The organism is Curtobacterium herbarum, assembly GCF_016907335.1.
In the GTDB taxonomy this organism is placed as follows: Bacteria; Actinomycetota; Actinomycetes; order Actinomycetales; family Microbacteriaceae; genus Curtobacterium; species Curtobacterium herbarum.
Map to the genome: position 1 here is coordinate 346,408 of NZ_JAFBBT010000001.1, position 22,286 is coordinate 368,693.

17 protein-coding genes are annotated in these 22,286 nt (G+C 72.1%); 9 read left to right on the forward strand and 8 right to left on the reverse strand.

Annotation, left to right across the window (positions count from 1 at the left end):
- The first annotated feature begins 9 nt into the window (after positions 1-9).
- Together JOD51_RS01800 and guaA are read left to right on the forward strand one after the other, a co-directional pair.
- Complete coding sequence (locus JOD51_RS01800) at positions 10-456, forward strand: DUF3817 domain-containing protein (protein WP_204606774.1); 447 nt, start codon at positions 10-12, stop codon at positions 454-456.
- Complete coding sequence (gene guaA, locus JOD51_RS01805; RefSeq protein ID WP_204606775.1) at positions 453-2,033, forward strand: glutamine-hydrolyzing GMP synthase; 1,581 nt, start codon at positions 453-455, stop codon at positions 2,031-2,033. The genes JOD51_RS01800 and guaA overlap by 4 nt, the downstream gene beginning before the upstream one ends.
- Positions 2,034-2,899: 866 nt before the next feature.
- Here guaA and JOD51_RS01810 read toward each other — a convergent pair.
- On the reverse strand, positions 2,900-3,799 hold the full coding sequence (locus tag JOD51_RS01810) for a Bax inhibitor-1/YccA family protein (protein WP_204606776.1): 900 nt from the start codon (positions 3,797-3,799) through the stop codon (positions 2,900-2,902).
- A 299-nt stretch (positions 3,800-4,098) separates the two neighbouring features.
- Here JOD51_RS01810 and JOD51_RS01815 point away from each other — a divergent pair, with 299 nt between their 5' ends.
- The 3 genes from JOD51_RS01815 (at position 4,099) to JOD51_RS01825 (ending at position 9,642) form a co-directional block, all read left to right on the forward strand.
- Complete coding sequence (locus JOD51_RS01815; RefSeq protein WP_204606777.1) at positions 4,099-5,112, forward strand: glycerophosphodiester phosphodiesterase family protein; 1,014 nt, start codon at positions 4,099-4,101, stop codon at positions 5,110-5,112.
- Positions 5,113-5,124: 12 nt separating this feature from the next.
- Positions 5,125-7,605 carry an ATP-dependent helicase gene (locus tag JOD51_RS01820; RefSeq protein ID WP_204606778.1) on the forward strand — a complete coding sequence of 827 codons (2,481 nt, stop codon included), beginning with the start codon at positions 5,125-5,127 and terminating at the stop codon, positions 7,603-7,605.
- Positions 7,606-7,704: 99 nt separating this feature from the next.
- Complete coding sequence (locus JOD51_RS01825) at positions 7,705-9,642, forward strand: LamG-like jellyroll fold domain-containing protein (RefSeq protein ID WP_204606779.1); 1,938 nt, start codon at positions 7,705-7,707, stop codon at positions 9,640-9,642.
- A 94-nt stretch (positions 9,643-9,736) separates the two neighbouring features.
- Here JOD51_RS01825 and JOD51_RS01830 read toward each other — a convergent pair whose 3' ends face one another.
- On the reverse strand, positions 9,737-10,231 hold the full coding sequence (locus JOD51_RS01830) for a GNAT family N-acetyltransferase (RefSeq protein ID WP_204606780.1): 495 nt from the start codon (positions 10,229-10,231) through the stop codon (positions 9,737-9,739).
- 107 nt (positions 10,232-10,338) lie between these two features.
- On the opposite strand from JOD51_RS01830, the gene JOD51_RS01835 reads away from it, so the two are divergent.
- Genes JOD51_RS01835 through JOD51_RS01845 form a run of 3 tightly spaced genes read left to right on the forward strand, consistent with a single transcriptional unit; the run spans position 10,339 to position 15,481 of the window.
- Positions 10,339-11,814 carry a pyridoxal-dependent decarboxylase gene (locus tag JOD51_RS01835; RefSeq protein WP_307839367.1) on the forward strand — a complete coding sequence of 492 codons (1,476 nt, stop codon included), beginning with the start codon at positions 10,339-10,341 and terminating at the stop codon, positions 11,812-11,814.
- Positions 11,811-13,160 (forward strand): lysine N(6)-hydroxylase/L-ornithine N(5)-oxygenase family protein, encoded by a 1,350-nt coding sequence (locus JOD51_RS01840; RefSeq protein ID WP_204606781.1) that lies wholly within the window; start codon positions 11,811-11,813, stop codon positions 13,158-13,160. The genes JOD51_RS01835 and JOD51_RS01840 overlap by 4 nt, the downstream gene beginning before the upstream one ends.
- Positions 13,157-15,481 carry a GNAT family N-acetyltransferase gene (locus JOD51_RS01845; RefSeq protein WP_204606782.1) on the forward strand — a complete coding sequence of 775 codons (2,325 nt, stop codon included), beginning with the start codon at positions 13,157-13,159 and terminating at the stop codon, positions 15,479-15,481. The genes JOD51_RS01840 and JOD51_RS01845 overlap by 4 nt, the downstream gene beginning before the upstream one ends.
- A gap of 41 nt (positions 15,482-15,522) precedes the next feature.
- Here the strand turns inward: JOD51_RS01845 and JOD51_RS01850 are convergent, their stop codons facing one another.
- From JOD51_RS01850 to JOD51_RS01875, 6 genes are read right to left on the reverse strand one after another with little or no spacing between them, the layout of a single operon-like run.
- Entirely contained in the window at positions 15,523-16,158 is a 636-nt protein-coding gene (locus JOD51_RS01850) for a pyridoxine/pyridoxamine 5'-phosphate oxidase (protein WP_204606783.1), read from the reverse strand.
- A gap of 18 nt (positions 16,159-16,176) precedes the next feature.
- Positions 16,177-16,869 carry an NUDIX hydrolase gene (locus JOD51_RS01855; protein ID WP_204606784.1) on the reverse strand — a complete coding sequence of 231 codons (693 nt, stop codon included), beginning with the start codon at positions 16,867-16,869 and terminating at the stop codon, positions 16,177-16,179.
- Positions 16,866-18,461: a nicotinate phosphoribosyltransferase gene (locus JOD51_RS01860; protein ID WP_204606785.1), complete on the reverse strand. Its 1,596-nt coding sequence runs from the start codon at positions 18,459-18,461 to the stop codon at positions 16,866-16,868. Before JOD51_RS01860 ends, JOD51_RS01855 begins: the two co-directional genes overlap by 4 nt.
- Positions 18,458-19,333 carry a phosphoribosyltransferase family protein gene (locus JOD51_RS01865; RefSeq protein WP_204606786.1) on the reverse strand — a complete coding sequence of 292 codons (876 nt, stop codon included), beginning with the start codon at positions 19,331-19,333 and terminating at the stop codon, positions 18,458-18,460. The genes JOD51_RS01860 and JOD51_RS01865 overlap by 4 nt, the downstream gene beginning before the upstream one ends.
- 55 nt (positions 19,334-19,388) lie before the next feature.
- Positions 19,389-20,234 (reverse strand): oxygenase MpaB family protein, encoded by an 846-nt coding sequence (locus JOD51_RS01870; RefSeq protein WP_204606787.1) that lies wholly within the window; start codon positions 20,232-20,234, stop codon positions 19,389-19,391.
- A 57-nt stretch (positions 20,235-20,291) separates the two neighbouring features.
- A complete protein-coding gene (locus JOD51_RS01875) occupies positions 20,292-20,597 on the reverse strand; it encodes a hypothetical protein (protein WP_204606788.1) in 306 nt (101 codons plus the stop codon).
- A 509-nt stretch (positions 20,598-21,106) separates the two neighbouring features.
- Here JOD51_RS01875 and sucC point away from each other — a divergent pair.
- Positions 21,107-22,276, forward strand: a complete 1,170-nt coding sequence (gene sucC / locus JOD51_RS01880; RefSeq protein ID WP_204606789.1) for an ADP-forming succinate--CoA ligase subunit beta — start codon at positions 21,107-21,109, stop codon at positions 22,274-22,276.
- Positions 22,277-22,286: the final 10 nt, after the last annotated feature.

A 22,286-nucleotide genomic window follows, 5' to 3' on the forward strand; every position in this document is an offset into this window, starting at 1 on the left:
ATCGACCACATGGCTCTGACCGTCCGGACCCGCGACATCCCCAAGATCCCGGGGGCCGTGCGGTTCTACCGCATCTCCGCGTACGTCACCGGCGTGCTCCTGCTCGCCCTGGTCGTCGAGGTCGTCATCAAGTACACCCCGATCCAGCGCGAGATGCAGCTCGGCGGCGGCGCGTTCTTCGTCCCGAACGGCACCGCGGGCGAAGCGCCCGGCACGTTCAACCTGTCGATCGCGATCCTCATCGCGCACGGGTGGCTGTACGTCGTCTACCTGTTCGCGGACTTCCGCCTCTGGAGCATCATGCGCTGGCGGCCGTCGCGCTTCCTGCTCATCGCACTCGGCGGCGTGATCCCGTTCATGTCCTTCGTGGTCGAGCACCGCATGCAGCAGACCGCCATGACCACCTACCACGAGCTGACCGCGCAGCAGTCGCGGGAGAAGGAGAGCGCTCGGTGAGCGAGACCGAACAGCGTCCCGTCCTCGTCGTCGACTTCGGCGCGCAGTACGCGCAGTTGATCGCACGACGTGTCCGCGAGGCAAACGTCTACAGCGAGATCGTCCCCCACTCGGTCACCGCGGCGGAGATCCGCGAGAAGAACCCGGCGGCGATCGTCCTGTCGGGAGGCCCGTCCTCCGTCTACGAGGACGGCGCACCGTCCCTGGACGGCGAGATCCTGGACCTCGGCGTCCCGGTGCTCGGCATCTGCTACGGCTTCCAGGCCATGGCGAAGTCGCTCGGTGGAGAGGTCGCGAACACCGGCCTCCGCGAGTACGGCGCCACCGCGGTCACCGTCAGCGGCACCGACAGCGTCCTGCTCGGCGGCCAGCCCGCGGCGCAGACCACGTGGATGTCGCACGGCGACGCGGTGTCGAAGGCTCCGGCGGGCTTCGAGGTCCTGGCGTCGAGCGAGTCGACCCCGGTCGCCGCCTTCGCCTCCGACGAGCGCAAGCTGTACGGCGTGCAGTGGCACCCCGAGGTCAAGCACTCCGCGTTCGGCCAGGCCGTGCTCGAGAACTTCCTGCACCGTGCCGCCGGACTGCCGGGTGACTGGAACTCCGCGAACGTCATCGAGGAGCAGGTCGAGCGCATCCGCACCCAGGTCGGGTCGTCCCGCGTCATCGCCGGGCTGTCCGGTGGTGTCGACTCCGCCGTCGCCGCAGCCCTGGTGCACAAGGCCGTCGGCGACCAGCTCACCTGTGTCTTCGTCGACCACGGGCTCCTCCGCGCCGACGAGCGCAAGCAGGTCGAAGAGGACTACGTCGCCTCGACCGGTGTGCGTCTGGTCACGGTGGACGCCCGCGAGCAGTTCCTGGACGCCCTCGCCGATGTCAGCGACCCCGAGCAGAAGCGCAAGATCATCGGGCGCGAGTTCATCCGCACGTTCGAGTCGGCGGCCGAAGCGCTCGTCCTCGAAGCCCGCGCGTCGGACGGTGACGCCGAGGTGAAGTTCCTCGTGCAGGGCACCCTGTACCCGGACGTCGTCGAGTCCGGCGGCGGGTCGGGCACGGCGAACATCAAGTCGCACCACAACGTCGGCGGGCTGCCCGACGACATGACGTTCGAACTCGTCGAGCCGCTGCGCACCCTGTTCAAGGACGAGGTCCGTGCGGTCGGCCGCGAGCTCGGGCTGCCCGAGGTCATCGTCGGACGCCAGCCGTTCCCCGGCCCGGGGCTCGGCATCCGCATCGTCGGTGAAGTGACCGCCGAGCGCCTCGAGATCCTGCGTGCTGCCGACGCCATCGCCCGCGCCGAGCTCACCGCGGCCGGCCTCGACGACGAGATCTGGCAGTGCCCGGTCGTCCTGCTCGCCGACGTCCGCTCGGTCGGGGTCCAGGGTGACGGTCGCACCTACGGCCACCCGATCGTGCTCCGTCCGGTGTCCTCCGAGGACGCCATGACCGCCGACTGGACGCGTCTGCCGTACGACGTGCTCGCGAAGATCTCGAACCGCATCACGAACGAGGTGCGCGACGTCAACCGGGTCGTGCTGGACGTCACGTCGAAGCCGCCGGGGACGATCGAGTGGGAGTGACACACTCCTGACGCCCGAGGGCCCGGTACGCGACTGCGTGCCGGGCCCTCGCTCGTCCGTGGGGTCCGGGAGGCGCGGGTCGCCGCCGCCTCCGCCGCCGACCCCGGCTACCGCGCGTGCCCGCCACGCGCGCCTGTGTTCCGCCGAGTGGTCACGAATCGTCGTTCTGGCGGGTGTTGAGCGACGATTGGTGACCGCTCGGCGGAGGTGAGCGGGGTGTCGTGACCGGTGGGGGTCCGCCGACCGGCCGGGAGGCGCGGGTCGCCGCCTCCGCCGATCCCGGCTACCGCGCGTGCCCGCCACGCGCGCCTGTGTTCCGCCGAGTGGTCACGAATCGTCGTTCCGGCGGGTGTTGAGCGACGGTTCGTGACCGCTCCGCGGAGGTGAGCGGGGTGTCGTGACCGGTGGGGGTCCGCCAACCGGCCGGGAGGCGCGGGTCGCCGCCGCCTCCGCCGCCGACCCCGGCTACCGCGCGTGCCCGCCACGCGCGGCTGCGTTCCGCCGAGTGGTCACGAATCGTCGTTCTCACGGGTGCTGAGCGACGGTTCGTGACCGCTCGGCGGAGGTGAGCGGGGTGTCGTGACCGGTGGGGGTCCGCCGGCCGGCCGGGAGGCGCGGGTCGCCGCCGCCGCTGACCTCGGTTGCCGCGCGTGCCCGCCACGCGCGCCTGTGTTCCGCCGAGTGGTCGCGAATCGTCGTTCCGGCGGGTGTTGAGCGACGATTGGTGACCGCTCGGCGGAGGTGAGCGGGGTGTCGTGACCGGTCGGGGCCGCCCCGCCGACCGCCCGACCGCCCGCCGCCCGGCGGCCCGCGGCGGGGAACGACGGAGGGCCCCGGCCGAAGCCGGGGCCCTCCGTGTCAGGACGCTAGTTGCGCGAGCTGCTCGCGACGATCGCCAGGATGCGCAGGATCTCGAGGTAGAGCCAGACCAGCGTGACGATGAGCCCGAAGGCCGCCGTCCACGCGTAGACGCGGGGAGCGCCACGCTCGACGCCGGTCTTGATCTGGTCGAAGTCGAGGATCAGCGAGTACGCCGCCATCAGCACCACGAAGATGCCGATCAGGACGCCCAGCGGGATGCCGAACAGCGTGACGCCGAGCAGACCGAATGCGCTCTGGGTCACACCGGTGAGCATGAGCACGATGTTGACGAGCGAGAAGGCCATGTAGCCGACCATCGCGACCAGGAAGAACCGGGTCAGCTTCGGCGTCGCACGGACCTTGCCGGACGAGAACAGCAGCAGCGTGACGGCGAAGACACCGAGGGTGCCGAACACCGCCTGCGTGACGATGCCGTCCCACATCGTGTTGTACATGCGCGAGATGCCACCGACGAACAGGCCCTCGAAGAAGGCGTACGCCAGCACGAGTGCCGGCGACGGCTTCTTCTTGAACGTGTTCACCAGGGCGAGGACGAACCCGACGATCGCACCGACGATCCAGACGACCGGCGGCAGGTTCCAGCCGGCGACCGAACCGACGATGAGCACGCCGAACGCCAGGAGCGTCTTGACGATGGTGTCCTCGTACGACATGCGACCGGTGTCGACCTTGTCGGCCGAGGGGCGGTCGTACATGTCACGGAGCTGGTCCGGCGACATGCCGGGCTGCTGCGGCGCCTGTCCCCAGCCCGTCTGGCCGTACGGGGCCTGCGGGTACCCCTGCTGCGGGTAGGCGCCCTGCGGTGCGTTCGAGCCGGCGCCCCATGCGTTCCGGCCCGCGTCGTTGAAGGCGGGGGACTGGTCGAAACCGGGCTTGAAGGCCATGGTGTCCTCTGATTTCCTCTGGTGTGGAGTCGTGGATCCGGTACCCGGGTGGCATCGGATCGTGGGCTCGTGACGGAGTGCGGCGGTGCCGTTCCTTCGTGTCCTCACAGCCTACGGGCCGTCAGGGTCCGATGGCTGGGGATCCGCGGGAAGCGGAACCGGCGTCCGTGCTCCTGCGCGCGAGCTTATTGACGGTCGCTGTCGGTCCACCGTGGGAACTCCGCACGCTCGCTGAACGTCCGTGACTGCAGCGGGGACGACGGGCGCCGTGTTCACCCGCGCTCCGTATCGTCGCCTGCATGCAGCCGCTCGTCATCGCCCACCGCGGAGCCTCCGGGTACCGCCCCGAGCACTCCCGCAGTGCGTACGAACTCGCGATCGAGCTCGGTGCGGACGCCATCGAACCGGACCTGGTGCCGACGAAGGACGGGGTCCTGGTCCTCCGGCACGAGAACGAGGTCTCCGGCACGACCGACGTCGCCGACCGACCGGAGTTCCGCGACCGTCGCACCACGAAGACGATCGACGGGCACCGGCTCACCGGCTGGTTCACCGAGGACTTCACGTGGGACGAGGTGCGCACCCTGCGGACCCGTGAGCGCCTGCCGGAGCTGCGCCGCGCCTCCCGGCAGCACGACGGCGAGGACGCGGTCCTGCGCCTGGAGGACCTGCTCGCGATCCTGGACGCCGCCCCGCGACCGGTCGGCCTGGTCGCCGAGGTGAAGCACGCCAGTGCGTTCGCCGCGGCCGGGTTCCCGATGGCCTCGCTCCTCGACGGCGCGCTCGGCGCCGCCGGCTGGCGCGGCGACGACCGGCTGACCGTCGAGTCGTTCGAGAAGGGCGTGCTCCGGCAGGTCGCCGAGCAGGGGACCGGCGGTCGGCTGGTGTACCTCCAGGAGGCCCGTGGTGCGGCCGCGGACGAGGTCGCCGCCGCCGGTTCCGCCGCCCCGACCTACGCCGCCGAGCGGACCGACGCCGCGCTCGCGCGGCTCGCGACCGAGTTCCACGGCATCAGCGTCGACCTGCCGACCCTGATGGCGGGCGTCGACACCCGGGCCGTCGACGACCCTGGTCCGGTGCGGAGCGACGTGGTCGACCGCGCGCACGCGGTCGACCTGGCGGTCTACACGTGGACGCTGCGGCCGGAGAACCGGTTCCTGCCCGCTGCCCTCCGCCGCGGCGGGGACCTGGCGGCGCTCGGCGACTGGGAGCGGTGGTTCACATCGGTGCTCCGGACCGGGGTCGACGGGGTGTTCGCGGACCACGCGGACCTGGCCGTCCGGGCCCGGTCGGACGTCGGGGGTCGCGCCTAGACTGTCTCGGACATGACGATCGTGCTCGACCCCTCCGACCCGACGCCCAGCCGCTCCGGTGGCCCGGGTGCGGGTGACCGTGCCTACGAAGACCCGTTCACCGCGGGCCTGAACCCCCAGCAGAAGGAAGCCGTCGAGTACCGCGGTGAGTCCCTGCTCATCGTGGCCGGTGCCGGCTCGGGCAAGACGAGCGTGCTCACCCGCCGCATCGCGCTGCTCCTGGCGAACCGTGAAGCCTGGCCGTCGCAGATCCTCGCGATCACGTTCACGAACAAGGCCGCGGCCGAGATGCGCGAGCGGGTCCAGGCGCTGGTCGGGCAGGCGGCCGAGGGCATGTGGATCTCGACGTTCCACTCGGCGTGCGTGCGGATCCTGCGGCGCGAAGCCGAACGGTTCGGGTTCCCGCAGTCGTTCACGATCTACGACTCCGCGGACTCGCGAGCGCTGCTCAAGCGGATCATCAAGGACCTCGAGGCGGACACGCTCGGGCTGACCGTCGGTGCCGCGGCCTCGAAGATCTCGAAGCTCAAGAACGAGCTGCAGGACATCGACACCTACGCGCGCAACATCAACGCGAGCGACCCGCAAGAAGTCATGTTCACCGAGGTGTTCCGTCGGTACACGAACGACCTGCGCCGGGCGAACGCCTTCGACTTCGACGACCTGATCGGCCAGACGGTCTTCCTGTTCCGGGCCTTCCCCGACGTCGCGGCGCTCTACCAGCGTCGGTTCCGGTACATCCTGGTCGACGAGTACCAGGACACCAACCACGCGCAGTACTCCCTGATCCGCGAGCTCACCCGTCCGGTGCCGGTCGAGCAGGTCGACAAGCTCGAGGACTCCGGCCAGCACGTCGCCCGGATGCGCGAGACCGACGGCACGATCGCCCCGGCGTCGCTGACCGTCGTCGGCGACTCCGACCAGTCGATCTACGCCTTCCGCGGGGCGGACATCCGGAACATCGTCGAGTTCGAGCGGGACTTCCCGAACTCGAAGGTCATCCTGCTCGAGCAGAACTACCGCTCGACGCAGAACATCCTCGACGCCGCGAACGCCGTCATCGCGAACAACTTCGACCGGCAGGCGAAGAGCCTGTTCACGGACGTGGGCGCCGGCGAGAAGATCGTCGGCTTCACCGGGTACACCGGCCACGACGAAGCCCAGTTCGTCGCCGACGAGATCCAGCGCCTGCACGAGGACGGCATGGACTACCGCGACATGGCGGTGTTCTACCGGACGAACTCGCAGACCCGTGCGCTGGAGGAGATCTTCATCCGCGCCGCGATCCCGTACCGGGTGCTCGGCGGCACGAAGTTCTACGAGCGCGCCGAGATCAAGGACGCCATGGCGTACCTGATCACCGTCGCGAACCCCGCCGACCCGCTGTCGCTCCGCCGCATCCTCAACGTGCCGAAGCGCGGCATCGGTGCCGTCACCGAGACCACCCTGCAGCGGTACGCCGACGAGCACGAGGTCTCGTTGCGCGACGCCCTGCGGCACGCGGACGACCTCGGCTTCGGGCCCAAGGTCCGGACGGCGATCACCGGGTTCGCGGCGCTGCTCGACGAGGTCTCCGCCAAGGCGGCCGACCAGCCGGTCGTCGACACGCTGACGCAGCTGCTCGACGGGTCCGGGCTGCTCGAACAGCTCCGGAAGTCGCCGGACGCGCAGGACGCCGCCCGTGCGGACAACATCGACGAGCTCGTGGCCGTGACGCGGGAGTTCCAGAAGAACAACCCCGAGGGCACGCTGTCCGACTTCCTCACCGAGGTCTCGCTGGTGGCCGCGGCCGACGAGCTCGACGACTCGTCCGGCACGGTGTCCCTGATGACCCTGCACACCGCGAAGGGCCTGGAGTACGACGCCGTCTTCCTGACCGGTGTCGAAGAGGACCTGCTGCCGCACCGGATGTCCGCGAACGAGCCGGGTGGGCCCTCGGAAGAGCGCCGCCTGTTCTACGTCGGCATCACCCGCGCGAAGAAGGTCCTGTTCCTGTCGCTCGCGATGACCCGGGCGCAGTTCGGTGACGTCAACGTGGCGATGCCGTCCCGCTTCCTGCAGGAGATCCCCGAGGGGCTCATCGAGTGGAAGCAGTCGCCCGGCATGGCGAACAGCCGCGGTGGCACGCAGCCCCGCGCGATCAACGCCCGACGTGACGGCGGCAGCGCCGGCGGGTTCGGTGGCGCAGGCGGCGGCGGCGGCGGTGGTGGCTACCGCGGCGGTGGTGGCTGGGGCAGTGGGTCCTACGACCGCGCTGCTGCGGCTGCGAAGACCCGCCCGAAGACCGAGTGGGCGAACCGGGTCTCGGGGCAGGTCCGCGACAACGGGGACATGGAGCTCGCTGCGGGCGACCGGATCGCACACGTCGACTTCGGGCAGGGGACCGTCTCGGCGGTGACCGGTCAGGGCGCGAAGCGGATCGCGGAGATCGCGTTCGACACCGCGGGGCGGAAGAAGCTCCTCATCAAGATCGCCCCGATCGAGAAGCTGTAGGGGTCCTCACCGGTCTCCACCGGACTGGCGGGTTCGGCTCGCCTGGCGTTCACCGGGCGGCCCCGAGGTGTTCCCCGCCGGTCACTACCGTCCGGGTCTGTGCAGAACACTCCTCGTGACCCCGCTCGTCCCCCGGTCTCGCGCCGGGGCTTCCTCGTCGGCTCGGGTCTGGCGGGTGCGGCCGGTCTCGCCGCCGCCAACGGACTCGGCAGCGCACCGGCCGTCGCCGACCCGCTGTCCGGCACGGCGGCCGCGGGGCCGGGTGCAGCAGCGCACGCGGCGCAGTCGGTCGCGTCCACGGGGCACACCGGGCGCTGGCGGCCGGACACGACGTCGCCCCGCTTCACCCTCGCGGTGATGCCGGACACGCAGTACATGTTCGACGGCGCGGCGGTGGACGAGGCGCCGATGCGTGCGTCGCTCGAGTACGTCGTCCGTGAGCAGTCCCGGCACAACACGGTGTTCCTCGTGCACCTCGGCGACCTGACGCAGAACGGCGCGGCGTCCGAGATGCAGGCGGCCGGCTCCGTCTTCGACGTGCTCGACCGAGCGGGAGCGCCGTACAGCGTCCTCGCCGGCAACCACGACATCGATTCGTCGACGGACGACCAGCGTGGCCGGACGCCGTACCTGGACGTGTTCGGTCCGCAGCGGTTCCGGCGGTCCCCGAGCTGGATCGGGTCGAGCCCGGACGGCTACAACAGTGCGCACCGGTTCACGGCGGGCGGCCGCGAGTGGATCGTGCTGGCGCTCGACTGGCACACGAGTGCCGGTGGTCTGGCGTGGGCGAGCTCGGTGCTGGCCGCCCGACCGCACACGCCCGTGATCCTCACCACCCACACGCTCGTCGACTCGGACCCGACCGGGGGCGCCGCGTTCGACGCCTACGGGCAGCAGCTCTGGGACGCCTTCATCGCGCAGCACGACCAGGTGTTCCTCACCCTGAACGGGCACTACTGGGGGCCGGGTCGCACCACGAAGCAGAACGCGGCCGGGCACGACGTCGAACTGCACCTGACGAACTACCAGAACCGGTACTACGGCGGTGCGGCGATGATCCGGCTGTACCACGTCGACCTCGAGCGGAACGTCATCGACGTCGAGACGCTGTCGCCGTTCCTGCTCGGCGGCGGGCTCGACGACACGAACGAGCTGGCCGCGCAGGAGCTCCGACTCAGCGGCGACGTCGACCGCTTCACGATGGCCGTGGACTTCGACGCGCGGTTCGCGGGGTTCGCGCCGGTCGCACCACGGGCCTCCCGTCCGGCGGCGAGCATGCTCGTGCCCGGGACGCTCGCGTACTGGCGGTTCGACGGCAACGCCGACGGCGCGGCGCTCGCGTCGTCCACCCGGGTCCGCGACCAGAGCGGCCACGGGAACGACCTGCTGGTGGCGGCCCGCACCGGCGCGGTCGCCGGGGCGCTGCGCTGGTCGAACGCGCACCACCCCGACCAACCGGGGGCGGGCAGCCTCGTGCTGCAGGGTGGTAAACCCGGCGGTCAGCACCTGCAGACCCTCGACGCCGCGCCGATCAACGCGGAGCACTTCCGTGGTGGGTACACGATCGAGGCGTTCTTCTCGCTGCCCACCACGTTCGACCCGAGTGCGAACGGGTTCAGCGCGCTGCTGTCCCAGTACTCGAGTGCGGGGCAGGTCGGCAAGGCCCGGTCGAGCGACGGCGACCCGGACGAACCCGCGGTGACGCTCAGCCTGTCCGGCGACCGGGAGCTGCAGTGGTGCGTCTACCCGGCGAGTCAGGACGGGTCGCTCACGAACTGGGGCCACGAGCTGCCGCTCGGGCAGTGGTGGCACGTCGCGGTGGTGAACGACCGGTCGCACACCGTGATGTACGTCGACGGGTGCCCGGTGGTGCGCAACCCGTCGACGCGGAACCGCGGGCTGAGCACCGTCGGCAAGCCCTGGCTGCTCGGCGGGTACCGCTACGGCGGCGTGCTCGACCAGGTCTTCGTCGGCTCGATCGGGGACGTCCGGATCGTCGGCCGCGCGCTGGAGCCCGGGGAGTTCATGATCGCCTGAGACGGCACCCGAGCGGGGTCGTCCCGCCCGGCCCGGGACGCCCGGCCCGGGCGTCCCGGGCGGCCCGGGCGGCTGAGCCTGTCTGGCGCCTGCGTCAGCGGACCATGCGCGCCGCGACGAGCGGGGTGTCGCCGAGGTGCTCGGTCTTGGTCGCACCGTCGCGCCGGAACCCGTTCCGGGCGTAGAACGCCTGCGCGCGGGGGTTGTCGTCCGCGACCCAGAGGTACGCCGGTACGTCGCCGAGCACGAAGTCGAGGAGCATCTGCCCAGCCCCGGACCCGTAGGCGGCGGCCAGGACGTAGATGCCCTCGAGTTCGCGGCTGCGGACGGGGTGCTCGTCGCGCCCCGGGCCCGCCGTCGCCCATCCCACGAGGACGCCGTCCTGCTCCGCGACCGCGACCGTGACGTCGGGGTCGGCCAGGACGCGCCGCCACCGGGTGGTGCGCCCGACGGGGTCGAGCGAGGCGAGGAAGGCGGCGGGCAGCAGGTGGGCGTAGGCCTCCCGCCAGGCCTGCACGTGCACGTCGGCGATCCGCGGTGCGTCCTGCTCGACGGCGGTCCGGACGGTGGGGCGTGCTGCGGCCGACATGGTCCGACGCTACCGCCAGGTGCTGCTGTCGAGGGCTGCTCGCGTCCGCCACGCCCGGACCCCCGGACGGGTGACAAGAAGCAGAGGTAAGGTTAGCCTCACCTAACGTGACTCCACTCGACATGATCAGTCCCGACTCCGCCCAGCACTACCGGGAGGCCGTCGGCGCGACGGTCGACCGGCTCGCCGCCCGGATCGCCACCGCCGACCTCCCCACGACGAGCACCCCGGCCGCGGAGCTGCACCGCCGCGTGGGCGCGATCGACCTCGACGCCCCGGCGATCGGCACCGACCGTGCACTCGCCGAACTCGACGAGCTGTTCGTCCAGGAAGCGGTGTGGTTCCACACCCCCGGCTACCTCGCGCACCTGAACTGCCCGGTCGCCCTGCCCGCGGTCGCCGCCGAGGCCGTCCTGGCCGCGGTGAACCCGTCGGTCGACACCTGGGACCAGTCCCGCATCGGCACCGACATCGAGCGGCACGTGGTCGACTGGCTCGCGCGGCGGATCGGGTTCGCGGCCGGAGACGGCGTCTTCACCTCGGGCGGTTCCCAGTCGAACCTGCAGGCGCTGCTGCTGGCCCGCGAAGCAGCGACGGACCCGACGGACACCGCGGCGACCGGCACCTCGGCCGCCCTCGACACGCTCGCCCTCTTCTGCACCGCCGAGACCCACTTCAGCGTCAAGAAGTCCGCACGGCTGCTCGGCCTGCCCGACTCCGCGGTGGTCGACGTCCGCACCGACCCCGCAGGTCGCATGGTCCCGGCAGCACTGGCCCGGGCGATCGCCGACGCCCGCACCGCCGGCCGCACCCCGATGGCCGTCGTCGCGACCGCCGGCACGACCGACCGCGGCGTCATCGACCCGCTGGCCCCGATCGCGGACGTCTGCGACCTGGAGGGCGTCTGGCTGCACGTCGACGCCGCCTACGGGTGCGGGCTGCTCGTCTCGCCGACCCGACGGCACCTCCTCGACGGCGTGGAACGGGCCAGGAGCGTCACGGCGGACCTGCACAAGTCCTTCTTCCAGCCGGTGTCGTCGAGCGTGCTCGTCGTGCGGGACCCGGCGGACCTGCGCCGCGCCTCCTGGCATGCCGACTACCTGAACCCGGAGGACGCGGCCGAACCGAACCAGGTCGACAAGTCGCTGCAGACCACCCGCCGGTTCGACGCCCTGAAGCTCTGGGCGACGCTGCGGGCCTCCGGCGCCGACGCGATCGGTACCGCGTTCGACGCCGTCATCGACCTGGCCGAGGCGACCCACGCGCTGGTGCAGGCGCACCCGGACCTGGAGCTCGTCGCCCCGACGCAGCTGAGCACGGTGCTGTTCCGGTGGCAGCCGGCCGGCGTGACCGACGACGAGGCCGATGCGATGGTGGCGCCGCTCCGGGCCGCGCTGCTGGCGGAGGGGCGGGTCCTCATCGCCAAGACCGTGATCGCGGGGCAGCCGTGCAACAAGCTCACGCTGCTCAACCCGGCGACGACCCGCGAGCAGGTGCAGGCGTCGCTCGACCACGTCGTCGCGACCGCCGAGGGCCTCCGCCGAGCCACGACACCGACCACGACGACCGGAGCGAACCGATGAGCGCCAGCGTCAGCCCGACCGCCCCCACGACCGACCACGTGCACGACGTCATCGGGATCGGCATCGGCCCGTTCAACCTGGGCCTGGCGTGCCTCACCGCCCCGCTCGACGACGTCGACGCCGTGTTCCTCGACGCCGCCGACGGCTTCGCCTGGCACCACGGCATGATGCTCGACGGCGCGACGATCCAGGTGCCGTTCCTCGCCGACCTCGTCACGATGGCGGACCCGACCTCGCCGTTCTCGTTCCTGGCGTGGCTCAAGGAGACCGGGCGCCTGTACCCCTTCTACATCCGCGAGGACTTCCACCCCCTGCGCTCCGAGTACGACGCCTACTGCCGGTGGGCCGCGGACCGGCTCGACACCCTCCGCTGGGGTCGCCGGGTGACCGCGGTGGAGCACGACCCCACGACGGACCTGTTCACGGTGCACGCCGAGACCGCCACCGGCACCGAGGTCCGTCGGACGCGCCACGTCGTCGTCGGTGTCGGCACCGAACCGTCCGTGCCCGCGGCCCTCCGCGACCTGGCCGGGCCGGTCGTGCACTCCGCCGACTACCTGCCGAACCGCGACGCGCTCCGGAGCGCCGGGTCGATCGCCGTGGTCGGCAGCGGACAGTCCGCGGCCGAGGTGTACCTGGACCTGCTCGAGGGGCTGCGCGACGGCGGGTACCGGCTCGACTGGGTCACCCGGTCGCCGCGGTTCTTCACGATGGAGGACACCAAGCTCACGCTCGAGATGACGAGCCCCGAGTACACGGACCACTTCCACGCCCTGCCCGAGTCCGTCCGCGACCGCCTGGGTCGCGAGCAGCGGAGCCTGTACAAGGGGATCAGCACGGACCTGGTCAGCGAGGTCTACGACACCCTCTACCGGATCAGCGCCCGCGGCCCGGTGCCGACGACCCTCCGAACCGAGACGAGCGTCACCGACGCGGTCTGGGACGCGGACCGCGACACGTACCGCCTGACTCTCCGGCACGAGCAGCTCGGCGAGACGTACGAGCACGAGGTCGACCGCGTCGTCCTGGCCACCGGGTACACCCCGCGTCCGCCGCGCTTCCTCGACCCGGTCGAGCACCTGGTCCAGCGCGACTCCCGAGGCCGGTTGGCCGTCGCCCGCGACCACCACGTCGACACCCTCGGCGGCCGCATCTGGGTGCAGAACGCCGAGGAGCACACGCACGGGCTGACCGCACCGGACCTCGGCATGGGGGCGTGGCGGAACGCCTCGATCATCCGCTCCGTCACGGGGCGTGAGGTCTACGGCCTGGAGGCCCGGATCGCCTTCCAGGAGTTCGGCCTGCCCGCCTCGGTGCGGGCCGGGCACGAGGCGGCGTCCGCATGAGCGCGGACGCGACCCCGGGCCTCCTGTCCGTCGAACCGGTGCACCCGGACCGGGACGCCGCCCTGGTGCAGTCCTGGCTGGCGCACCTGGCGTCGTCGTGGTGGGGCATGCAGCAGGCCGACGTGGTGGAGGTGCGCCGGTACCTCCAGGCGGTGGCCGCGGACCCGGCGCAGGACGGCTGGCTCGTCGTCCGCGACGGACACCCGTGTGCCTACGTCGAGACGTACGACCCGGCGCTCGTGCTGCTCACGGACGTGTGGCCGGCGCGGTCCGGCGACGTCGGCATGCACCTGCTCGTCGCACCGCCGCCCGTGGACGGCCGGGTGCACGGCCTGACCAGCGCGGTGATGCGGACCGTCGTCGAGCACTGCCGGGACGCCCTCGGTGCCCGACGCGTGGTCGTCGAACCCGACGTCCGGAACACGGCCGTGCAGGCGAAGAACGCCGAGGTGGGGTTCCGGGTGCTGCGGGAGGTCGACGTCGACGGCAAACGGGCGCTGCTCTCGGTCCTGGACACCGAGCGGATCGGGCAGCCGGACGACGACGGCCCCGCCGCACACCTGCGACCCGAGCACCTGGCGGTCGCCGAACGGCACCTCGTCGCGAAGGCCATCGCCGAGTTCACCCACGAACGGCTCGTCACGCCCCGGCCGGACGGGGACGGCTGGCTGCTCGACACCGGCGCCTCGCGGTACCGGTTCCGCGCCCGACGGCACGCGCTCGAGCACTGGTCGATCGACGAGGCATCGCTCACCCGGACCACCGGGTCGGACGGGCAGCCGGTCCCGCTCGACGCGCAGGACCTGGTCCTGGAACTCCGGGACGTCCTCGGGATCCCGGACGCCCTGGTCGGCACCTACCTGGAGGAGGTCGCCTCCACCCTCGCCAGCGCCGCCGCCAAGCACCGCCGCGGGGGTCCGTCCGCCGGACAGCTCGCCCGCGGACGGTCCGACGGGGACGTCGTCGCGGGCTTCCAGGACGTCGAGGCGGCGATGACCGAGGGGCACCCGGCGTTCGTCGCTGCGAACGGCCGCATCGGGTTCGGCCTCGACGAGTACCGCGCCTACGCCCCGGAGTCCGGCGGACGTTTCCTCTACCGGTGGCTCGCCGCCCGTCGTGCGCACACGCACCTGGCGCTCGCCGCGGACCGATCCGAGGCCGAGCACTGGGCGGACGAACTCGACCCGGAGACCGTCGAGCGCTTCCGGCAGACGCTCCGCCGCCGTGGACTCGACCCGGCCGACTTCGTCTGGCTGCCCGTGCACCCGTGGCAGTGGCAGCACCGGATCGCGGTGACCTTCGCGCCGGACCTCGGTCGCCAGGACCTGGTCGACCTCGGCGAGGGGCCGGACACGTACCAGCCGCAGCAGTCGATCCGGACGGCGTTCAACCGGTCCCGGCCCGAGCGCTCGTACGTCAAGACGGCGTTGGCGGTGCAGAACATGGGGTTCCTCCGCGGGATGTCGCCGGCGTACATGCGCTCGACCCCGGCCGTGAACGACTGGGTGGCCGAGCTCGTCGCCGCGGACCCGACCCTGCGGGCGGCCGGCTTCCGGGTGCTCCGGGAACACGCGGCGATCGGGTACACCGGGGACGCGTACCACCGGGTCGACGTGGCGTCGCCGCAGCGGAAGATGCTCGCCGCGCTCTGGCGGGAGAGCCCGGTACCGCGGACCGAGCCGGGGGAGCGCCTGCTGACGATGGCGGCGCTGCTGCACCGGGACGCCGACGGGCACGCGGTGGCGTCGGAGCTCGTCCGTGCCTCCGGTCTCGAGCCCGCCGAGTGGGTCCGCCGGTACCTCGACGCGTACCTCCGGCCGGTGGTGCACTGCCTGACCGTGCACGACCTGGCGTTCATGCCGCACGGCGAGAACCTGGTGCTCGTCGTCCGCGACGCGGTCGTGACGGGCGCGTTCATGAAGGACATCGGGGAGGAGGTCGCGGTCCTCGGCGTGCACGAGGACCGCCCGGTGCCGGAGTCGATCGGGCGGATCGTGCACCCGGTCGACGACGACGAGGCGGCGCTGGCCGTGCACACCGACGTCTTCGACGGGGTGCTGCGGTTCCTGGCCGCGGTGCTCGACGACGACGGGGTGCTGCCGGAGTCGGCGTTCTGGGAGCTCGTCGGCGCGTGCATCGACCGGCACGCGGCGGAGCACCCGGACCGGCGTCGCCCGCTGGACCTCCGCGCGCCGACGTTCGCGCACTCGTGCCTGAACCGGCTGCAGCTGCGGAACACCCTGTCGATGGTCGACCTGGCGGACCAGTCGTCGTCGTTGATCCGGGCGGGGGAGATGCCCAACCCGATCGGGCGCGGCTGACGCGGCGCGGGCGGTCCGGTGTCGGACCGCCCGCCGCGCGGCTACGGCTGCAGCCGCGTCGCCGTCCAGGTGCCGTCCGCGTGCACGTACTGCAGGCGGCGGTGCATCCGGTCGCGGCTGCCGTGCCAGAACTCCACGGTGTCGGGCTCCAGGCGCCACGCGTCCCACTCCGCCGGCCGGGGCACGTCGTCGTCGGAGTCGGCGAGCAGCTCGTTGGCGTCGTCGATGAGGTCCTGCAGCGTCCGCGGTTCGAGCACGGCGGACTGGTCGGCGATCGCGGTGGCGGCGCGGGACTTCGGCGACCGGTCGGCGAACAGGGCGTCGGACTCCTCGGCGGACAGCTGCACGACCCGGCCCTCGAAGCGGAGCTGCTGCATCGTCTCGCGCCAGTACACCTGCAGGGCGGCGTGCGGGTTCTCGGCGAGCTGGCGGCCCTTCGGGCTCTCGGCGGAGGTGCCGAACACCAGCCCGCGGTCCTCGATCCGCTTGACGTCGACGGTCCGGGCGCTGACCCGGCCGTCGGCGCCCGCGGTCGCGAGCGTCATCGACAGCGGCTCGGACACCTCGTGGTCACCGGCCTGGTCGAGCCAGAGCCGCGCGAGGTCGAGCGGTGATGCCGGAGGCGCGTCGAACTCGGGCAGGTGCAGGGAATCGTCCCCGGACAGCGAAGCAGACATGCCCCCACTCAACCGCGCTCAGCCCGTCCACGTCCAGGCTGCCGGGGGACGACCCGCCCGCCCGGCCGCGGACCGGGCGACCGGCCGGGTCGCGGGGTCCAGGCGGGTCAGCGCCGGGTTCGTCCGCAGCGCCCGGTTGAGGTTGCCCGCGTCCGGCGTCACCCCGGTCAGGGCGACGACGAGCCGTGCGGCGTCCGGTGTGGTGAACCGCTCGCCGAGCAGCGCCCTGGTCAGCGGCCCGTCCGACCAGAGCCGGGTCCGGGCGTGGTCGAGCGCCGCCTGGATGATCCGGTCGTGGTCGAACGGCAGTCCGAGCGGCAGGTCCGCCGCGTCGTGCCACCGGACGGCGTCGTCCACCGGGGTCGACCCGGCGGTGACGGCGAGGAACGCGATGCTGATCGCGGCGCTCCGCGGGTCCCGCTCGGGTCCGTCGAACGCGCCGATCTGGGCGAGGTGCCGGACCGCCGCCGCGTCCACCCCGGTCTTGGTCCGCAGGGCGCGTCGCGCACCGTCGGCGAGGAGTTCCGGACCGTCCAGCAGGACGCCGGGCAGGGCCTCCCGTCCGACGAACGGTTCGTACCGCCGCCCGGCGGTGGCGACCCGGAGACCGCCCGGCCCCGCTGCGTTACCCGCGCCGTCGAACGCGACGAGGACGACGTCCACGGCGATGAGCGGCTGGTCGCGGACCGCCGCCGGGGCGGCCCCGGTCACGCGGTCGCCGCCACCGGGTCGGTGCCGGCGGCAGCTGCGCGACGGGCGGCGCGGTCGGCCCGTTCGCGGCGGAGGGTCTCGCGGACGTCGGCGAAGGACTGGAGGACCGTGAACCGCCCGTCGACCCACACCGGCTGGAGCAGGCTGGTCGCCTCGTCCTCCGGCGTGGCCTGGTCGGTCTGCCGGATCTCGCCGGTCGCGTCGCGGTGCAGGGCGATGCGGCCCTTCGCGCTCTTCTTGCCGCTGCCGGTCTTCGGGTCCTTCTGGATGTCGACCGGTTCGCCGTTCACCAGTGCCCAGGTCGCCTTGACCGCGCTGCCGAGGTTGTCGCGGGTCATGAACTGGTACGTGTACGACCCGATGCCGAGCACCACGTTGTCGCTGGCGTACCCCTTCGCGGCGAGACGCTCGTAGATGCGGCGGGCCCGGTCGAGGGTGATGCTGTCGCCGTAGATGACGCCGATGTGCTGGTCGAGGACCTTGTAGCCGCGCTCGTTGACGGTGTGGCCGAACAGCTCGTCGAGCAGTTCCACGACGCCCTTCTGCTCGTCGCTGCGGTCGGCGGCGAAGAGCTCGGCCTCGTCGACGCCGTGCACGGTGCCGGTGACGATGTCGACCGGGTCGCCGGAGTCGGGGCGGATCACGAGCTTGCCGTCGCGGGCGGTGATGCGGTCCTTGAGCTGCGGGAGCACCTCGGTCAGGACCTTGAACAGGTCGAAGCCGTCGCTGACCGCCGACACGACGCCGGTCGGGTACACGTCGAGGATCTGCCGGAAGGTCTCGAGCTCCCCGTCGGCACCGCGGACGCACATCACGCTGTGCTCGGTCGCCGGCACGCTCGCCGCCACCCAGCCGTTGTCGCCGGGGTAGTAGCGGGCGATGTGGTCGAGCGTCGGCATCGAGTCGGTGCCGAGGAACGAGAGCAGGTGTCCGGCGCCGGACGCGGCGGCGGACTCGATGCTGGTCTGCCCGCGGAACGAGAAGTCGTGGGCGGCGAAGTCGATGCTCGCCGGGTCGGCGCCGGTGCGCTCGGCCCACTCCTCCATCAGGTCCCGGTACTCCAGCGCCTTCGTGGCGACGGTGGACGGGTGCCAGATCGACGCCGACAGGGCGGTCTCGATGTAGTTCGGCAGCCAGGAGAACGCGTCGACGGTGTTCTCGACGGTCAGGGTCGCGACGCCGATCGGGGCGAGGGTGCCCTCGGGCAGGGCGCGGATCTCGAGCGGCAGGTAGCCGAGCCGGTGCAGGGCGCGGACGTGGTCGACGCCGATGGAGTTCGGGCCGAAGTAGCCCTCGAGCGCCTGCTGGAAGAGGTCGCAGACCAGGTCCTCGTCGGCGGCGAAGAACGACGCCCACGCTTCGACCAGGTACCGCTGCACGAAGGCCTGCAGCCCGAAGACGACGGCGTGCGTCGAGTCCGGCATGTGGGCGTTCGACCGGTTCGTCCAGTTGATGAGGATCCGCGTGGTGCCCTCGGGGTAGAGCTGGCGGTGCGAGTGCTTGTAGCCGTCGACGGCCAGGAGCGGGGCGATCGGGCTGGCGGTGGTGATGCGCGGCTCGAGGCCGGTGGTGGTGTTCGTGGTGTTCGTCATCGGATCTCCTCGGTGAGGTACGGGGTCAGGGGGACGGTGCGCAGGCCCTCGATGGCGTTCTGCGCGGGGTACGAGTCGGTGGTGACGACCTCGCCGAAGTGGTCGGCGAGCTGTGCGGCCCGGCCGGAGAACACGCCGTGCGAGACCCAGAGGCCCAGGCGCTCCTTCGGCAGTCCGGTGCTGCCCGCGAGGCCCATGAAGGTGCCGCCGCCGTCGCAGATGTCGTCGACGACCAGGAACCGGCCGGTGTCGGGCAGCGGCTCGCAGCTGAAGCCGTCGAGCTTGCCGGTGTCCGGGTTGCGGTGCTTGCCGGCGCGGTAGACCGGCAGGCCGCAGGCGTCGGCGGTCGCGGTGGCCCGGGCGACCGCGCCGGCGTCCGGGGCGATGATGCCCTGGTAGCGCTGCTCGGTGCCGGGTGCGCCGACGACCTCGTCGCGGACGATGCGGTCGCTGGCCACCACGGTGAGGTTCTCGACCAGGCCGACGATGACCGGCGAGTGCGGGTCGAACGCGATCACCTGGTCGATGTGGAACCCGTTGAGGACGTCCGCGTAGACCTTCGCGCCGAACGGCAGGCCCCGGTCCTGGCGGGCACCGGGCAGGTACGGGACCAGGGCGACGGAGCGGGAGCCGCGCTGCCGGACCGCGTCCGCCCACATGCCGAGCATGAGGAGGTCGTCGCCGCTCGTGCCGCGGAGGGTCGCGACCTCGACGAGGTCTGCCGCCGGTGTGTGGGTCGCGGGGGTGTCCGCCGACTCGTCGGGACCGGCGGCGACCTTGACGTGTGCTTCACCGGCGGGGAACCGCATGGTGGTGAACGTCGGGGTGGTCGGCTGGCCGGAGCGGGTCCGGGTGCTGAGTTCGACTGCCATGACCCGACCGTAGCACGGTTTTTGTCGCTGTGACAAGAAAGCCGTCGGACCTGTCTCAGCGCGCCGGGTACCGGCGGGCGGTGCGGTGCATGGCCCGGATGAGCAGCGGCCCCGGCAGCCGCAGCAGCGCACCGGGCAGCACCGCGCGGAGCAGCCGGAGGCCCGCCACGGTCCGGCGGAAGCGTCGGACCTCCCGCGGGCCCCACGGGAAGCCGTACTGCGTCCGGACCGGCGCCGGCAGCATCCCCACCGTGACGACCCGGACCACTGGCATCGCGACGCGTACCCACGCCGGCGCGAACCGCGGGTGCAGCAGGTCGCGGACGACACCGCGGGCGTCGTCGGTGACGCGGAGCTGCGCGAGCGCCGACGCCCAGTACCGCTCGAACGCGGGCATCGAGTCCGGCCAGCGCTCGGCCGGGACCCGCAGTGCGGTCGCGATCGGCATGTACGCCCGGAGCACGTCCTCGGCCCGGGCGTCGTCGACGGGGCTGCCGAGCAGGCGGTGCGTCCGGATCGCGGAGTCCACGAGGGTCGCGGCGACCCACAGCTGCCGGTCCGGGTCGTCGGCGCCGGTCACCGGCCGGTGCGCGTGCGTCACGAACGCGGCCGCGACGGCAGCGTCCGCGGGGGTGCCGACCACGACCGCGTAGACGTACATCAGGGTGTGTGCCAGGCGCTGCTGCGGGCGACGCGCGAAGTCCGAGTGGCGCCGGACACCCGCCGCCACCACCGGGTCGGCGATCTGCAGCAGGATCGCGCGGCCGCCCGCCACGACAGGCGTGCTGTCGGCGAGGAACCGGCGGAGCGCCGGGTCGCGGTCGCCCTGGTCGTGACCAGGGGACGGACGGGAGGCCCGGCGCACGTCGCGCTCCGGGCCTCCCGTCCGTCGTCCGGTCACGGTCGGTGCTCTGATCGGCTCAGTGTCGTCTGATCGGTTCAGGGTCGTCCGATCCGTTCAGAGCGGCTTCATGCCCAGGTCGCCACCGAGGTCGGGACGGTCGTCGCCGTGCTCCCACATGTCCGGGGCGCCCTCGTTCGGCGCGCCGCCGGTGGGCCCGTCGTCGGTGCCGTCACCGAGCTGCGGCTCGACGGTCTCGCCGGCGACGGCGTCGTTCGTCACGGTCTCGAGTGCCTCGTCGGCGTCGTCGGTCTCGAAGCCGCCGACGTACTCGCGGTCGACGTCGTCGGCGCGGCCCGTGTCGTCGGAGTCGCTGACGCCGTCGCTGAACGCGTCGCCTGGGGTGGTTCCGGGGTCGGACATGGTCGCTCCTGTCGGTCGTCGTGGTGGTGCGTGGTGGGCGGCCCCGAGCTGCGCGGTGTGGACCTGCCCACCGGTCCTTGCTACCCCGGTGCCGGTGGGAGTCTCCGTGGCGCCCGGGGGACGCGTCCGGTCGTGGTGGGCGCCGCCGGGGCGTCGTCCGGCGGATCGTGGCCGGTTCGCGCGCCGTTCACCCGGTGGACACCGACGGGTCACCCTCCCGGTGTCTACTGCACGTGCTCGGGGGAGTGGAGCGCGGTCGCCGACGGGTGGTCGAGCGACCGCGCCTTCCCCCGTCGGCCTTCCCCCCCCCCTCGGCCTTCTCCCGTCGGGCTCGCCGGAGCGTCGCCGCGGTGGTTCTCCACAGGTTCCCGGCGGCGGAACCGTCCGTCCACCTGCCGGCGCTAGGCTCGGACGCGGCCGTTGTCTCGACATCGAGCGACCCTCGATGGAGAGTGCTGCGACCCGATGACCGATGCCGATCGCACGAACCGTGCGGGAAGAAGAACAGCGTGGATCTTTTCGAGTACCAGGCCAGGGACCTCTTCGAGTCCTACGGCGTCCCTGTGCTGCAGGGCATCATCGCCGACACCCCAGAGCAGGCGAAGGCCGCAGCCGAGCAGATCGGCGGCGTGGTCGTCGTCAAGGCGCAGGTGAAGGTCGGCGGCCGCGGCAAGGCCGGCGGCGTCAAGGTCGCGAAGACCCCGGACGAGGCCTTCGCGCACGCGCAGGCGATCCTCGGCCTCGACATCAAGGGCCACACCGTGCAGCGTGTGATGGTCGCCCAGGGCGCCGACATCGCCGAGGAGTTCTACTTCTCGGTGCTCCTCGACCGTGCGAACCGTTCGTACCTGTCGCTCGTCAGCGTCGAGGGCGGCATGGAGATCGAGCAGCTCGCGGTCGAGAAGCCCGAGGCGCTCGCCCGGGTCGAGGTGAACCCGCTGACCGGTATCAACCAAGAAGCGGGCGAGGCCATCGCACGCCAGGCCGGCTTCCCCGACGAACTCGTCGAGCGGGTCGCCGGCGTGTTCGTGAAGCTCTACGACGTCTTCGCGGGCGAGGACGCCACCCTGGTCGAGGTCAACCCCCTCGTCCGCACGGGTGACGGCCAGATCGTCGCACTCGACGGCAAGGTCACCCTCGACGAGAACGCCGACTTCCGGCACGAGAACCACAAGGCGCTCGAGGACACCGCCAGCGAGGACCCGCTCGAGGCCAAGGCGAAGGCCCACGGCCTGAACTACGTCAAGCTCGACGGCCAGGTCGGCGTCATCGGCAACGGCGCGGGGCTGGTCATGTCGACCCTCGACGTCGTCGCCTACGCCGGTGAGCGCCACGGCGGCGTGAAGCCCGCCAACTTCCTCGACATCGGCGGCGGCGCCTCGGCAGAGGTGATGGCCAACGGCCTCGACGTCATCCTCGGCGACCCGCAGGTGAAGAGCGTCTTCGTGAACGTCTTCGGCGGCATCACCGCCTGCGACGCCGTCGCGAACGGCATCGTCGCCGCGCTGGGCATCCTCGGCGACGCGGCCACCAAGCCGCTCGTCGTCCGCCTGGACGGCAACAACGTGGAAGAGGGCCGACGGATCCTGGCGGAGGCAGCGCACCCGCTCGTCACCGTCGCCGCGACCATGGACGACGCGGCCGAGAAGGCCGCCGAACTCGCCGCTGCCGCGGCCTGAAGGGACTGAC

Excerpts from the sequence above, each read along its gene's own strand:
- JOD51_RS01820 (WP_204606778.1), top strand. The coding sequence starts at position 5,125 with ATGACGATCGTGCTCGACCCCTCCGACCCGACGCCCAGCCGCTCCGGT.
- JOD51_RS01850 (WP_204606783.1), bottom strand. The coding sequence starts at position 16,158 with ATGTCTGCTTCGCTGTCCGGGGACGATTCCCTGCACCTGCCCGAGTTC.
- JOD51_RS01815 (WP_204606777.1), top strand. The coding sequence starts at position 4,099 with ATGCAGCCGCTCGTCATCGCCCACCGCGGAGCCTCCGGGTACCGCCCC.
- JOD51_RS01865 (WP_204606786.1), bottom strand. The coding sequence starts at position 19,333 with ATGGCAGTCGAACTCAGCACCCGGACCCGCTCCGGCCAGCCGACCACC.
- JOD51_RS01810 (WP_204606776.1), bottom strand. The coding sequence starts at position 3,799 with ATGGCCTTCAAGCCCGGTTTCGACCAGTCCCCCGCCTTCAACGACGCG.
- JOD51_RS01860 (WP_204606785.1), bottom strand. The coding sequence starts at position 18,461 with ATGACGAACACCACGAACACCACCACCGGCCTCGAGCCGCGCATCACC.
- JOD51_RS01840 (WP_204606781.1), top strand. The coding sequence starts at position 11,811 with ATGAGCGCCAGCGTCAGCCCGACCGCCCCCACGACCGACCACGTGCAC.
- JOD51_RS01875 (WP_204606788.1), bottom strand. The coding sequence starts at position 20,597 with ATGTCCGACCCCGGAACCACCCCAGGCGACGCGTTCAGCGACGGCGTC.
- JOD51_RS01830 (WP_204606780.1), bottom strand. The coding sequence starts at position 10,231 with ATGTCGGCCGCAGCACGCCCCACCGTCCGGACCGCCGTCGAGCAGGAC.
- JOD51_RS01845 (WP_204606782.1), top strand. The coding sequence starts at position 13,157 with ATGAGCGCGGACGCGACCCCGGGCCTCCTGTCCGTCGAACCGGTGCAC.
- JOD51_RS01800 (WP_204606774.1), top strand. The coding sequence starts at position 10 with ATGGCTCTGACCGTCCGGACCCGCGACATCCCCAAGATCCCGGGGGCC.